This window comes from Mycobacterium sp. (assembly GCF_025965855.1).
Classification (GTDB): domain Bacteria; phylum Actinomycetota; class Actinomycetes; order Mycobacteriales; family Mycobacteriaceae; genus Mycobacterium.
In genome coordinates, this window is record NZ_JAOPWB010000039.1 from 27980 (window position 1) to 41350 (window position 13371).

General features: G+C 67.8%; 13 protein-coding genes and 1 pseudogene. 9 read left to right on the top strand and 5 right to left on the bottom strand.

All coding sequences use genetic code 11. The annotated features are described in order from the left end of the window. Window positions 1–23 precede the first annotated feature (23 nt). Window positions 24–734: a two-component system response regulator PrrA gene (gene prrA, locus JWP83_RS03040; protein WP_297725650.1), complete on the bottom strand. Its 711-nt coding sequence runs from the start codon at window positions 732–734 to the stop codon at window positions 24–26. A gap of 100 nt (window positions 735–834) precedes the next feature. After that, on the bottom strand, window positions 835–1974 hold the full coding sequence (locus tag JWP83_RS03045) for an FAD-dependent monooxygenase (protein WP_297725652.1): 1140 nt from the start codon (window positions 1972–1974) through the stop codon (window positions 835–837). Window positions 1975–2075: 101 nt separating this feature from the next. Here JWP83_RS03045 and JWP83_RS03050 point away from each other — a divergent pair, with 101 nt between their 5' ends. After that, window positions 2076–2642: a TetR/AcrR family transcriptional regulator gene (locus tag JWP83_RS03050; protein ID WP_297725654.1), complete on the top strand. Its 567-nt coding sequence runs from the start codon at window positions 2076–2078 to the stop codon at window positions 2640–2642. A 62-nt stretch (window positions 2643–2704) separates the two neighbouring features. Here JWP83_RS03050 and JWP83_RS03055 read toward each other — a convergent pair whose 3' ends face one another. Next, window positions 2705–4177, bottom strand: coding sequence for a carboxyl transferase domain-containing protein (locus JWP83_RS03055; protein ID WP_297725656.1), 1473 nt, complete (start codon window positions 4175–4177; stop codon window positions 2705–2707). 26 nt (window positions 4178–4203) lie between these two features. On the opposite strand from JWP83_RS03055, the gene JWP83_RS03060 reads away from it, so the two are divergent. Both JWP83_RS03060 and JWP83_RS03065 read left to right on the top strand, forming a co-directional pair. Beyond that, window positions 4204–4938 (top strand): enoyl-CoA hydratase, encoded by a 735-nt coding sequence (locus tag JWP83_RS03060; protein ID WP_297725658.1) that lies wholly within the window; start codon window positions 4204–4206, stop codon window positions 4936–4938. Between the two features lie 5 nt (window positions 4939–4943). Continuing rightward, window positions 4944–6062, top strand: a complete 1119-nt coding sequence (locus JWP83_RS03065; protein WP_297725660.1) for an MBL fold metallo-hydrolase — start codon at window positions 4944–4946, stop codon at window positions 6060–6062. A 36-nt stretch (window positions 6063–6098) separates the two neighbouring features. On the opposite strand, the gene JWP83_RS03070 is transcribed toward JWP83_RS03065, so the two are convergent. Further along, on the bottom strand, window positions 6099–6590 hold the full coding sequence (locus JWP83_RS03070; protein WP_297725662.1) for a hypothetical protein: 492 nt from the start codon (window positions 6588–6590) through the stop codon (window positions 6099–6101). Window positions 6591–6837: 247 nt separating this feature from the next. Between JWP83_RS03070 and JWP83_RS03075 the strand changes: the two genes are divergently transcribed. The 6 genes and pseudogenes from JWP83_RS03075 (at window position 6838) to JWP83_RS03100 (ending at window position 12881) form a co-directional block, all read left to right on the top strand. Further along, complete coding sequence (locus JWP83_RS03075) at window positions 6838–8418, top strand: serine hydrolase (protein ID WP_297725664.1); 1581 nt, start codon at window positions 6838–6840, stop codon at window positions 8416–8418. Next, window positions 8415–10813: pseudogene (locus JWP83_RS03080) on the top strand (cation-translocating P-type ATPase). Before JWP83_RS03075 ends, JWP83_RS03080 begins: the two are co-directional and overlap by 4 nt. 32 nt (window positions 10814–10845) lie before the next feature. Then, window positions 10846–11043: an antitoxin gene (locus JWP83_RS03085; protein ID WP_297725666.1), complete on the top strand. Its 198-nt coding sequence runs from the start codon at window positions 10846–10848 to the stop codon at window positions 11041–11043. Window positions 11044–11047: 4 nt separating this feature from the next. Next, window positions 11048–11521, top strand: coding sequence for an SRPBCC family protein (locus tag JWP83_RS03090; RefSeq protein ID WP_297725668.1), 474 nt, complete (start codon window positions 11048–11050; stop codon window positions 11519–11521). A 96-nt stretch (window positions 11522–11617) separates the two neighbouring features. Beyond that, a complete protein-coding gene (locus JWP83_RS03095) occupies window positions 11618–12391 on the top strand; it encodes a VOC family protein (RefSeq protein WP_297725670.1) in 774 nt (257 codons plus the stop codon). A gap of 55 nt (window positions 12392–12446) precedes the next feature. Next, window positions 12447–12881, top strand: a complete 435-nt coding sequence (locus JWP83_RS03100; RefSeq protein WP_297725672.1) for a hypothetical protein — start codon at window positions 12447–12449, stop codon at window positions 12879–12881. Window positions 12882–12886: 5 nt separating this feature from the next. Here the strand turns inward: JWP83_RS03100 and JWP83_RS03105 are convergent, their stop codons facing one another. Next, complete coding sequence (locus JWP83_RS03105) at window positions 12887–13369, bottom strand: VOC family protein (RefSeq protein ID WP_297725694.1); 483 nt, start codon at window positions 13367–13369, stop codon at window positions 12887–12889. Between the last annotated feature and the right edge of the window lie 2 nt (window positions 13370–13371).

The following is a 13371-nucleotide window of genomic DNA, read 5'->3' on the forward strand; positions in this document are numbered from 1 at the left end:
TGAGTCATCTGTTCACTGCATGGCTACTGCATTCGCAGCACGAACCCGACTCCGCGGACGGTGTGCAGCAGCCGGGGACCGCCGTTGGCCTCCAGCTTGCGACGCAGGTACCCGATGAACACGTCGACGACGTTGGTGTCGGCGGCGAAGTCGTAGCCCCATACCAGCTCCAGCAGCTGCGCGCGGGACAGCACCGCGGTCTTGTGCTCGGCCAGCACCGCGAGCAGGTCGAACTCCCGCTTGGTCAGGTCGACGTCGACGCCGTTGACCCGAGCACGCCGGCCGGGGATGTCCACCTCCAGCGGCCCGACCGTGATGGTTTCGGAGGAAGAGGTCGCGGTGGAGCCGCGGCGGCGCAGCAGCGCCTTCACCCGCGCGACCAGCTCGGCCAGCACGAACGGCTTGACCAGGTAATCGTCGGCGCCGGCCTCCAGCCCCGCCACCCGGTCGTCGACCGAGCTGCGGGCGCTGAGCACACAGACCGGCACGTCGTTGTCCATGGCTCGCAGCGCCGTGACGACGCTGACGCCGTCCAGCACGGGCATGTTGATGTCGAGCACGATCGCGTCCGGGCGCGTCTCGGTGGCGCTGCGCAGGGCCTCGGCGCCGTCGACCGCCGTCGACACCTCGAATCCGGACAGGCGCAGGCCACGTTCCAGCGAGGCGAGTACGTCGGCGTCGTCGTCAACGACCAATACTCGAGGCGAGGTCCCACCAGTGTCCATGCCGCCCATTTTGCCGGATTCTTGCCTGTGGCGGTGGGAGGCGCGACTTGGGCGCCAGCAGACGCAAAAGCCCCCTAAATCGGTCCCGGTTAGGGCGTTTTGCGTCTGCTCACCGGCGGTCCAGGCCGCTGAGCTGGACCGCCAGCTGCCGTCGCACGGCAGGAACGCGCGCGGCCAGGCGCACCGCGGAGTTGCGGACCGGGCGTACCGGGCGCGGCAGGGTCGCCATCCGGGTCAGCCGTCCGGTCAGTTTCAGCACCTGCTCGGCCCAGCGGCGCTGGGCGGTGGCGTAGGCGTCCAACGCGGTGTCGGGGCCACCGTGCAGAACTTCGGTGAGCGCGCCGGCCAGTGAGATCGCATCGGTGATACCAAGATTCATGCCCTGTCCGCCGGCGGGGCTGTGCACGTGGGCGGCGTCACCGGCCAGCAGCAGCCGGCCCGCCCGGTAGCGGTCGGCGACGCGGTGGTGGATACGGAACCGTGTTGCCCACAGCAGCTCGGTAACCGCCATCTCGCCGGGTCCGAACCCGCGGCTGTCCAGCAGCGCCTGCACGAATTCCGCCGACGGCACCTTCGGTGCGTTCGCGGCCGGTGCGACGATGCGGAAGATGTCCCCGGGCAGCGGCGCCACCACGGTCAGGCCTTCCGGGGCGTAGAACAGGATCACCTCGTCGCGGGGTGCGGCACCGGCAAGCCTGACGTCGGCGAGCGCGAAGGATTCGGCGAACTCGCTTCCGGCAAAGCCGATTCCGGCCTGCTCACGGACCGTGCTGTGCATGCCGTCGGCCCCGACGACATAGCGGGCCCGGATGGTCTCGCCATCGTCGAAGGTGGCCGTGACGCCGTCGGCGTCCTGGGCGAGGCGGCTGAGCGTCTTGGGCCTGAGCACGGCACCGCCCAGTTCGTGCAGTCGCTCCAGCAGCAGCCGTTCGGTGTCGGCTTGGGAGAGCATCAAGCTGTACGGATACTTCGTCGGCAGGTCGCTGAAGGCGATGGCGATGAGTACCTGTCGGCCCTCTCGCATGGTGAATCGCGGCGCGATCAGCCCCGCCTTGACCATCCGCTGGGCCACGTCGAGGTCTTCGAGCACCTGCAGCGTGCGGGCGTTCACCACGGCCGCACGGGTGGTGTTCTGGCCCTCCGCCAAGGCGTCCACCAGTACCGCGCGAACCCCGCGGGCGATCAGGGAAGCAGCTAGTGCGAGGCCGGTGGGGCCGGCGCCCACTACCAGGACGTCGGTGTCGTTCATGGTTGGCTCCTCTCTCGATTTTAGTCAACGCTTGTTGGCATAGCTTCATGCTGGCGCGCCGAACGCCTCATGTCAACAGTTGTTGGCCTACAATTGTTGACATGAGGAGATCTTCGGAGCAGACCAAAGCCGCGATCCTGGCGGCCGCTCGCGACCGGTTCGGCGCGTCCGGTTTCCAGGCGGCCACGATCCGGGCCATCGCCGCAGACGCCGGGGTGGACCCCGCGATGGTGATGCGGTACTACGGCAGCAAGGACAAGCTGTTCGCCGCGGTGGCGGACTTCGACCTGAGGTTTCCCGAATTTGCGGCGAGTGACCGCACGAAAGTCGGGAGGTCGGTGGTTCGGCACTTTCTCGAACGCTGGGAGGGCGACGAGGCGCTGGTCATCCTGTTGCGGTCCAGCGCCACCAACGGCGAAGCCGCGCAACGGATGCACGAAATTTTCGGGGCCCAACTACAGCCGCTGGTCGCCACGCTGGTGCCGGCCGGGGAATCCGGATTGCGCGCGGGCCTGATCGCTACCCAGATCTTGGGTATGGCGTTGTGCCGCTTCGTGTTACGGCTACCGCCGGTCGTCGCGATGACCCAAGACGAGATCGTCCATTGGCTGGGACCGACGATCCAGCGCTATCTCGGGCTGCCCGACGACGCCGCCGCCGAGACATAAACCATTGCGATGTTCCGCGGCGTGTCGTGTGTGCGGTTTAAGTGTCGAGGGGGCAAAGGGATTCAGGGCAGGCCGATGCGCCGGTATCGCCGCAAGCGAGCGGCCAGCCGCTCGGCGGGGGGTATTTCGCGCAGCGCGTGTACCTCGGCCGCTATGGCGCGCGACAGTCGCTGAGAAAACTCGGCCGGCTCGTTGGCGGCGTCGGCGTGCTCGGGCACGATGGCGTCGATGATCCCGGACGCGAGCAGATCGGCCGACCGAATGCCTTGGGCACCAGCGAGTTCGGGGGCGTGGGCGGTGTCGCGGAAGACAATCGCGCTCGCGCCCTCCGGCGGCAGCGGCGCCAGCCAGCCGTGCAGCGCGGCCAGCACCCGGTCGGCGGGAACCATCGCCAGCGCCGGTCCGCCGCTGCCCTGGCCCAAGAGCACCGACACCGTCGGCGTCTCCAGCGTGACGAGCTCGGCCAGGCACTGGGCGATCTGGCCGGCCAGCCCGCCCTCCTCGGCCTCGGCCGACAGCGCAGGGCCGGCGGCGTCGATGAGCAACACCAACGGCAACCGCAGCTCGGCGGCCAGCGCCATGCCGCGCCGGGCCTCGCGCAGCGATGCCGGCCCGACGGACCCCCCGGCATCTCGCTGCTGGCCGAGGACCACCGCGGGCTGGCCGTTGAAGCGGGCCAGCGCCAACAGCGTGGTCGCCGCCTCCCCACGGCCGGTACCGGACAGCAGCACGCAGTCGGTGGCGCCGTGCCGCAGCAGATGACCGACACCGGGCCGGTCCGGCCGTCGCGACGCCACGACTGAGTCCCACGCCGGCACGTCGGGCGTCGGTTCGGGCGGCTCCGGCGCGGGCAGCGGGTCTGGGGGATCGGCGATCACCCTCAGCGCGCGATCCAGCGTCCGGCGCAGCTCGTCGAGCGCCACCACGCCGTCGATCACCCCGTGCCGCTGCAAGTTCTCCGCGGTTTGGATGCCGGCCGGGAACGGTTCGCCGTAGAGCAGCTGGTACACGCGAGGCCCGAGGAAGCCGATCAGGGCGCCCGGCTCGGCGACGGTGATGTGGCCCAGCGAGCCCCACGAAGCGAACACCCCGCCGGTGGTCGGGTGGCGCAAGTAGACCAGGTAGGGCAGGTGCGCACGCTTGTGGAGCGTGACGGCCGCGGCGATCTTCACCATCTGCAGAAACGCGACCGTGCCCTCCTGCATGCGGGTGCCGCCCGAACTCGGTGAGGCCAGCAGGGGCAGCCGCTCGGCGGTGGCCCGTTCCACGGCGGCGGTGATTCGTTCGGCCGCGGCCACGCCGATCGAGCCGCCGAGGAAGTCGAACTCGCACACCACCACCGCGACGCGGCGCCCGAAGATGCGCCCCTCGCCGGTCAGCACCGCTTCGTCGCGGCCGGTGGCGGCCCGGGCGTCGGCAAGCTCGCGCGCATAGGACTCGGACACCGGTACGGCCATCGGATCGCTGTCCCAGCTGACGAAGGAGCCCTGGTCGAGGACGGCATCCCGCAGTTGTTCGGTCGTGATACGAGTCACCGAGCAAGGCTATATAGGCTGGATGAATGATCGGCGTGACCCAGACCGAAGCCGTTATGACCATCGAGCTGCAGCGTCCCGAGCGCCGCAATGCCCTGAATTCCCAGCTTGTCGACGAGCTGCGGGAGGCCATCCAGAAGGCCGGCGACGACGGGTCTACCCGCGCAATCGTGGTGACCGGCCAGGGCACCGTGTTCTGCGCCGGCGCGGATCTGAGCGGGGACGCCTTCGCCGCCGACTATCCCGACCGGCTCATCGAGCTGCACAAGGTCATGGACGCGGCCCCGATACCGGTGATCGGGGCGATCAACGGCCCCGCCATCGGCGCCGGCCTGCAGCTGGCCATGCAATGCGATCTGCGGGTCGCAGCAGCGGACGCGTTCTTTCAGTTTCCGACGTCGAAATACGGCCTGGCCCTTGACAACTGGAGCATCCGCCGGCTGTCTTCGTTGGTCGGTCACGGACGGGCCCGCGCGATGCTACTGACCGCGGAGAAGCTCACCGCCGAGGTGGCGCTGCAGACCGGAATGGTCAACCGCATCGGGACGCTGGCCGACGCGCAGGCCTGGGCCGCCGAAGTCACGGGCCTGGCGCCGCTGGCAATACAGCACGCCAAGCGGGTGCTCAACGACGACGGCTCCTTCGAAGAGGCCTGGCCGGAACACAAGGAGCTCTTCGACAGAGCCTGGTCCAGCCAGGACGTCGTCGAAGCGCAGGTTGCGCGCATCGAGAAGCGGCCACCGAAGTTCCAGGGAGCCTGACACTCATGCCGCGGGGGACGCTACGACTGGCAGCTGGCACGGCCTCGCTGGCGGTCGGCAGTTGGTTGTTGCGTGCGCTGCACGGCGCCCCGGCCGCCCTCGGTGCGTCGCCCGCGTCGATCCGCGCGGTGGCGGAGGGCTCACCCAACTTTTCCGACGGCGTATTCGTCAACCTCGACCCCGCGTCGATCTACAAGATGGATCGCGAGGAACTGCGGCTCATCGTGTGGGAGCTCCTGGGTAACCGCGGCGGCAGCCGCCCGAGGGCACCGATCCCGTTGGCCGCGCCGGAAATCTTCGACGGTGACCCGGCCCTGCTGGCCGTCAGCTGGTTCGGTCACTCGACGGCGCTGCTGGAAATCGACGGCTACCGCGTGCTCACCGATCCCGTCTGGAGCAATCGATGCTCGCCGTCGGACACCGTCGGACCCCAGCGGCTGCATCCGCCGCCGGTGCAACTGGACGGTCTGCCCGCCGTCGACGCGGTGGTGATCAGCCACGACCACTACGACCACCTAGACATCGACACCGTCATGGCGCTGGCGCACACTCAGCGGGCCCCGTTCTTCGTGCCGCTCGGGGTCGGCGCTCACCTGCGCGCGTGGGGAGTTCCCGAGCACCGCATCGTCGAACTCGACTGGCATCAGGGCGCCAAGCTCGACGAGCTCACCGTGATTTGCATGCCGGCGCGGCACTTTTCGGGCCGGTTTATGGATCGGAATACGACGCTGTGGGCGTCGTGGGCGTTCATTGGTCCGAGTCATCGGGCCTATTTCGGCGGCGACACCGGCTACACCAAGAGCTTCACGCAGATCGGGGCCGACCATGGTCCGTTCGACCTGACCCTGCTGCCCATCGGCGCCTACAACACCGCATGGCCGGACATCCACATGAACCCCGAGGAGGCGGTTCGCGCGCATCTGGACGTCACCGACTCGGGATCGGGACTGCTGGTACCCATCCACTGGGGGACCTTCCGGCTGGCCCCCCACCCGTGGGCCGAGCCCGTCGAGCGCCTACTGGCGGCGGCGACTCCCGCCCGCGTCGATGTGGCGGTGCCGGTGCCCGGCCAGCGCATCGATCCCGCCACGCCCCGGAGGTTCAACCCGTGGTGGCGGCTCTGACCCGCTAGCCGTCGGGCTGGCCGCGCTGATATACCGTCACCCGATCGTGTTGGCCCCACCATTGAACCGGCTGACGGGCATCAACTTCGGTCCAGTGGTATCGAGTATCCGGTGCATCTGATCGTCGCCGGTGGCGCCGCCGTGGGCGTCGCCGACGTAGATGACGCGATTCCCCTTGTAGGCCATCAAGATGCGCGCGCCGACATCCTGGCCATGGGGTGGCCACGAGAGGAACAGCGTCCGGCCGGGGTGCAGCGCCACGCCTTCGGCGCAGTCCTTCGCGCGGGCCCCGACGTGCAGGTCGTTGCCGTGCCAGCCATTCGTAGCCAGCTCCGCGCCAGGGTTCAGGTCGTAGCAGACGACGTCGACGCCCAGCTGCGCGAGCAGGTAGCCCCAATAGCCCGTGCCGGCGATCGGATCGACCAGGGCGCCGCGAGCGTGCCCGGCAACGAAGGCCACGGTATCGGGGTCCGGAATGGTCCAGCAGTACTTCCTGACGAGCAGCTGCCGGTTCGGCGTGCGCGCCATGCTTTCTTCTACGCTTCGGTCCAAACGGAACTCACCGACAACCGGGTTGCCCTGGAAACTGTCGGCCTCGATGCAATCCCTAACGGCCTGCCAGTAGGGATTGTCGATGTCTAAATCATCCGTGTCGAAGCCCTTTCGTTGCGCGCTCTTGGGATAAATGTGGCGCTGCGTCGTGTCCGCGGGGGATCCGGGATGTTAAATCGATTGTCGTCCGGCGGACATTGTTGTCACGCTAAAGTGTGCGGCCATGGCGAAACGCGCGGCATCGGCCGCGGTGGTGGCGTTGCTCGCGTTGACTGGATGTGAGCCCGCCCAGCCGGCATCTAGCCCACCGCCCGCGCGGTCCGACGCGCCGCCCGATGAGGTGTCGGGCCTGGCGATCCCGGCCGGCCGCGTCGACGAGGCCGTAGCGAAGGTCGACAGCCTGGTCGGCGACCTGATGAAGAGCACCGGCATCCCCGGGATGGCCGTGGCCATAGTGCACGGCGGAAAGACCATATACGCCAGGGGCTTCGGGGTCAGAAACGCAAGCAAAGGCGACGCGCAGGACAACAAGGTCGACGTCGACACCGTCTTTCAGTTGGCGTCGGTGTCCAAATCGGTCGGCGCCACCGTGGTGGCACATGAAGTGACCGGCGGCGTCATCACCTGGGACACGCCCGTGGTGTCCAGGCTGCCGTGGTTCGCTCTGAAAGACCCCTATGTCACCAGCCATGTGACGATCGCCGACCTGTACTCGCATCGTTCCGGGCTGCCCGACCACGCGGGTGACAAGCTGGAAGACCTGGGCCACGACCGCCGGCAGGTGCTCGAACGCCTGAAGTACCTGCCGCTGGCGCCCTTCCGAAACAGCTATGCGTACACCAACTTCGGAGTGACCGCCGCCGCCGAGGCGGTCGCGACCGCGGCGGGCAAGCCATGGGAGGACCTGTCCGACGACGTGCTCTACCGCCCGCTGGGAATGACGGCCACGAGTTCGCGCTTCGCCGACTTCGTCGCGAGGCCCGACCATGCCGTCAACCACGTCAAGGTCGGCGAGAAATGGGAACCGCGCTTCCAGCGCGATCCGGATCCGCAGTCGGCCGCGGGCGGGGTGAGTTCGTCGGTCAACGACATGGCGCGCTGGCTGATCATGTTGCTGGGCAACGGAACCTACAACGGCCAGCGCATCGCGGCGCCGGAAGCGCTGCTGCCCGCCACCACCGCGCAGGTCATCTCGGTCCCGGCGAAGACGCCGAAGGCGCGTTCCGGCTTCTACGGCTACGGTTTCAACGTGTCGGTGACCTCGTCGGGGCGCACCCAGTACAGCCATTCCGGCGCCTTCTCGCTGGGGGAAGCGACAAACTTCGTGGTGCTGCCGTCCGAGGACGTGGGCATCATCGCCCTCACCAACGCCGCACCCATCGGCGTACCGGAGACGCTGACCGCCGAATTCATGGATCTGGTGCAGTACGGCCAGATTCGCGAAAACTGGGCCGAGCTGTACAAGCAGGCGATCGGGTGGATGAACAATCCGGAGGGTTCGCTGCTCGGCAAGCAGCCCCCGGCCAGCCCCGCTCCGGCGCGACCGCTGAGCGACTACGCCGGGGTCTACACCAGCGACTACTGGGGCCCGGCCGTCGTGAGCGAACGCGACGGCGCCCTGCAGCTGTCGCTGGGGCCGCAAAATCAGACGTTCCCGCTGACGCACTGGGACGGTGACACGTTCACCTTCACCGTGACGGACGAAAACGCCCCGCCCGGAACCATTTCCAAGGCCGTCTTCTCAGGCAACACGCTCAACCTGGAGTACTTCGACTCCGACAAGCTGGGAACCTTCACCCGATGAGCGTGGGCCTCACCGATGCCGAGGTGGCACAGCGGGTAGCCGAGGGCAAGAGCAACGCCGTTCCGCAACGCGCAACCCGCAGCATCGCGGCCATCGTCCGGGCCAACGTCTTCACCCGGATCAATGCGATCCTTGGCGTCCTGCTGATGATCGTGCTGGCGACGGGCTCGCTGATCAACGGGCTGTTCGGCCTGCTGATCATCGCCAACAGCGTCATCGGCATGGTGCAGGAGATCCGGGCCAAGCAGACGCTGGACAAGCTTGCGATCGTCGGGCAGGCGAAACCGTTGGTGCGCCGGCAATCCGGGACCACAACGCTGATGCCGAGCGAGGTCGTGCTCGACGACATCATCGAGCTCGGCCCGGGGGATCAGGTCGTCGTCGACGGTGAGGTCGTGGAGGAGGAGAACCTCGAGATCGATGAATCGCTGCTGACCGGCGAGGCGGACCCGATCACCAAGGCCCCGGGCGACGCGGTGATGTCCGGCAGCTTCGTCGTCAGCGGCATCGGTGCCTATCGCGCGACCAAGGTGGGCCCGCAGGCCTACGCCGCCCAGCTCGCCGAGGAGGCAAGCAAGTTCAGCCTGGTGAAATCCGAACTGCGCAATGGGGTTAACCGGATCTTGCAGTTCGTCACCTACCTGATGGTGCCGGCCGGTCTGCTGACGATCTACACCCAGTTCTTCACCACGCACGCCGGCTGGCGGCAGTCGGTGCTGCGGACGGTGGGCGCGCTGGTTCCGATGGTGCCCGAAGGCCTCGTCCTGCTGACGTCGGTCGCGTTCGCGGTCGGGGTCATCCGGCTCGGTCAGCGCCAATGCCTGGTGCAGGAACTCCCCGCCATCGAGGGACTGGCGCGGGTCGACGTGGTTTGCGCCGACAAGACCGGCACCCTGACCGAAAGCGGTATGCGGGTTGCCGAGGTCGTCGAGGTTGGGGCGGTGGCCGCGCGATCCGAACCGGTCGCCGACGCGCTGGCCTCGCTGGCCGCGGCCGACGAGCGCCCCAACGCGAGCATGCGGGCGATCGCGGAAACCTATGACCGGCCACCGGGGTGGACCCCAACCGCGACTGCGCCTTTCAAATCGGCCACCAAGTGGAGCGGCGTGACCTTCGGCGATCACGGCGACTGGGTTATCGGCGCGCCCGACGTGCTGCTGGATCCGGCTTCGGAGGCCGCCGAGCGGGCGGAGGGGATCGGGGCCCAAGGGTTGCGGGTGCTGCTGTTGGGTCGCGGGGAGGTGGCCGTTGATCACCCCGACGCGCCGGGCCGGGTCACCCCAATCGCGTTGGTGGTGCTCGAGCAGAAGGTGCGGCCCGATGCCCGCGAGACGCTGGATTACTTCGCGGCCCAGGGTGTCTCGGTCAAGGTAATCTCGGGCGACAACGCGGTGTCGGTCGGTGCCGTCGCCGGCAAGCTCGGGCTGCGCGGCGACACGATGGATGCGCGTCAACTGCCCACGGACCCGGCCGAATTGGCCGACACGCTGGACGGCTACACCACCTTCGGGCGGGTGCGGCCCGACCAAAAGAGTGCGATCGTGCATGCGCTGCAATCACACGGTCACAGCGTTGCCATGACCGGTGACGGCGTCAACGACGTGCTGGCACTCAAGGACGCCGACATCGGCGTCGCGATGGGCGCCGGCAGTCCGGCGTCGCGCGCGGTGGCGCAGATTGTCTTGCTGGACAATAGGTTTGCCACGCTGCCGTATGTCGTGGGCGAGGGCCGGCGGGTGATTGGCAACATCGAGCGGGTCGCCAGCCTGTTTTTGACCAAGACGGTGTACTCGGTGCTGCTTGCGCTGTTTGTGGGCATTGAATGCCTGCTCTCCAAGCCCCTCAAGGCCGACCCGCTGGTGTACCCGTTCCAGCCGATCCACGTCACCATCGCGGCGTGGTTCACCATCGGGATTCCGTCGTTCATCCTGTCGCTGCACCCAACAACGAACGCGCTTACCCGGGCTTCGTGCGCCGGGTGTTGTCGTCGGCGCTGCCGTCCGGACTTGTCGTCGGTGTGGCGACGTTCGCCTCCTACCTGGTGGCCTACCACGGGCGTCACGCCACGTTCCGGCAGCAGGACCAGGCGTCGACGGCGGCGCTGATCACGTTGCTGGTGACCGCGCTGTGGGTGCTCGCGGTGGCCGCGCGGCCCTACCAATGGTGGCGGGTGGCGCTGGTGGTTTTCTCCGGCCTGGCCTATGTGGTGATCTTCAGCATCCCGCTTGCGCAGGAGAAATTCCTGCTCGACCCGTCGAACCCGGTGGTGACGTCGGCCGCGCTGGGGATCGGCGTGGTGGGCGCCGCCGCGATCGAGGCGATGTGGTGGATCCGGGCCAGGATGCTGGGCGTGCAGCCGAGGTTGTGGCGGGAGCCGGCGACGGCCGCCAAGTAGGATTCCGGGGGATCCTCGGGGAAGGGGCGAAGATGCGATTCCTGGATAAGGCGAAGGACCTGTTGTCGCAGAACGCCGACAAGGTCGAGATGGCGATAGACAAGGCCGGCGAATTCGTCGACGACAAGACGCAGGGCAAGTACTCCGACACCATCCACAAGGTGCAGGAGGAGGCCAAGAAGGCGGCTGATTCCGCCGCCGCTGGGGTCGAAGACGACCAGCAGAACTAGGCGCATGGCGAAACTCTCCGGATCGATCGACGTACCGCTGCCCCCCGAGGTGGCCTGGAAGCACGCCTCCGACCTGTCGCGGTACAAGGATTGGCTGACCATCCACCGGGTATGGCGCAGCACGTTGCCCGACGACATCGAAAAGGGAACGGTCGTCGAGTCGATCGTCGAGGTCAAGGGTATGTACAACCGGATCAGGTGGACGGTCGTGCGCTACAAGCCACCGGAGGGCATGACGCTCAACGGCGATGGCGTCGGCGGCGTCAAGGTGAAGCTGATGGCCAAGGTGCGGCCCGCGGACGAGGGTTCCACCGTCGGTTTCGACGTGCACCTCGGTGGCCCGGCGCTGTTCGGGCCGATCGGCATGATCGTTGCCGCCGCGCTGCGAAGCGACATCAAACAATCGCTGCAGAACTTCGTCAGGGTCTTCACCGCCCCCGACCCCGGCACGAACGGAGACGGCGGCGTCCGTCGCTGATCACCCCGGCGATGACTTTTCGGGTCGGCGCCAGTCGATATGTGTGAACCCCGATACGGGGCCAGGACCGCACGACACACAAGAAGGGGGGCCATCGTGCCCATCCGTGACGGCGCGCCGCTGGGCGCTCCCTGCTGGATCGATTTGACGACGTCGGACGTCGACCGCGCCCAGGACTTCTACGGCACGGTATTCGGCTGGACTTTCGAGTCCGCCGGACCCGAATACGGCGGATACATCAACGCCACCAAGGACGGCCACCGCGTCGCCGGCCTGATGGCCAACCGGCCCGAGTTTGGATCACCGGACAACTGGGCCACCTACTTCCACACCGCCGACATCAACGCGACCATGTCGGCGGTGACCGCGGCGGGCGGCGCGGCCTGCATGGGGCCGATGGAGGTGCCCGGCAAGGGCTACATGGGCCTGGCGACCGACCCGTCGAATGCGTTCTTCGGGCTATGGCAGCCGTTGGAGCACCGGGGCTTCGAGGTGATCGGGGAGGCCGGCTCCCCGGTGTGGCATCAGCTGACCACGCGCGACTTCCCCGCCGCGGTCGACTTCTACCGCGAGGTGTTCGGGTGGCGCACCGAGCAGGTTTCCGACACGGACGAATTCCGCTACACCACAGCGTGGTTCGGCGACCAACAGTTGCTCGGCGTGATGGACGGCTCCAGCTGCCTGCCCGAGGGCGTCCCGTCGAATTGGACGATTTTCTTCGGCGCCGAGGATGTCGACAAGACGCTGCGCGTGATCGCCGACAACGGCGGCGCCGTGGTGCAGGCGGCCGAGGACACTCCCTACGGCCGGTTGGCCGCGGCCACCGACCCGACGGGCGTCATCTTCAACCTGTCGTCGCTTCAGAGCTAGCGAGGCCGGGCGTTGGTCACACCGGCGCAGGGGAGAGTCAGCTAATCTCCCAACCATGACTCGCCGCCTGCGCCCTGGTTGGCTGGTGGCGTTCTTCGCACTGCTCATCTCGGCCAGCGCCTGGATGCCGTGGCTGACGACGGCCGTCAACGGTGGGGGTTGGGCCAACGCCATCGGCGGGACCCACGGCAACTTGGTACTGCCGAGGGGCTTTGGTGCGGGACAGCTCATCGTGTTGCTCGCCTCGACGCTGCTGGTGGCCGGGGCGATGGTGGGCCGTGGCCTGTCGGTGAAGATCGCTTCGATTGCCGCGCTGGTCATTTCGCTGCTCATCGTGGGGCTCACGGTGTGGTACTACAAGCTCAACGTCAACCCGCCGGTGTCGGCCGAATACGGGCTCTACGTCGGTGCCGTCGGCGCGGCCTTCGCTCTGGCGTGCTCCCTCATGGCGGTGATCGCGGCGTTGGCTTCCGGACGATCGGGCCGCTGAGGGTTTCACCCCGGCGGGAACTCGTGCTTGCCCGACTTGGCACTGCCCTCGGGCTCGTTGACGCCGAACACGAAGGGCGCGAACACGACTTCGCGTCCGTCCGGGTCGCGATAGGTGACCGCGCCGTTTGCCTCCCAATACGGGTGCTGCTGCACCGGCGCCCGGCCCGCCGCCTCAAGGCGCGCGATGGCGGCCTGCTGAGCCTCCCGGCCGGGGAAGTACAGGCACAGCTGTTCGTGGGGATCAACTGCGACGGGCTCAACCGACTCGACGATTTCCAGCGTCAGGTTCCAGCTTGGGAGGCCGAAGATGGCGCCGTTGCTGCCGTAGCTGGCCTCAAACGTTTCGAAGAGCGGCAGCCCCACCAGCTCGCGGTAAAACCGCACTGTCTCTTCGAAGTTCGACGAGCGTCGAGCAAAGCGGATGGCGCCAACCGGGGCCAAGTGCGGGGGCCAGTGCGTTGCCCGATGGCTGGGTCCGGTCCAGATCG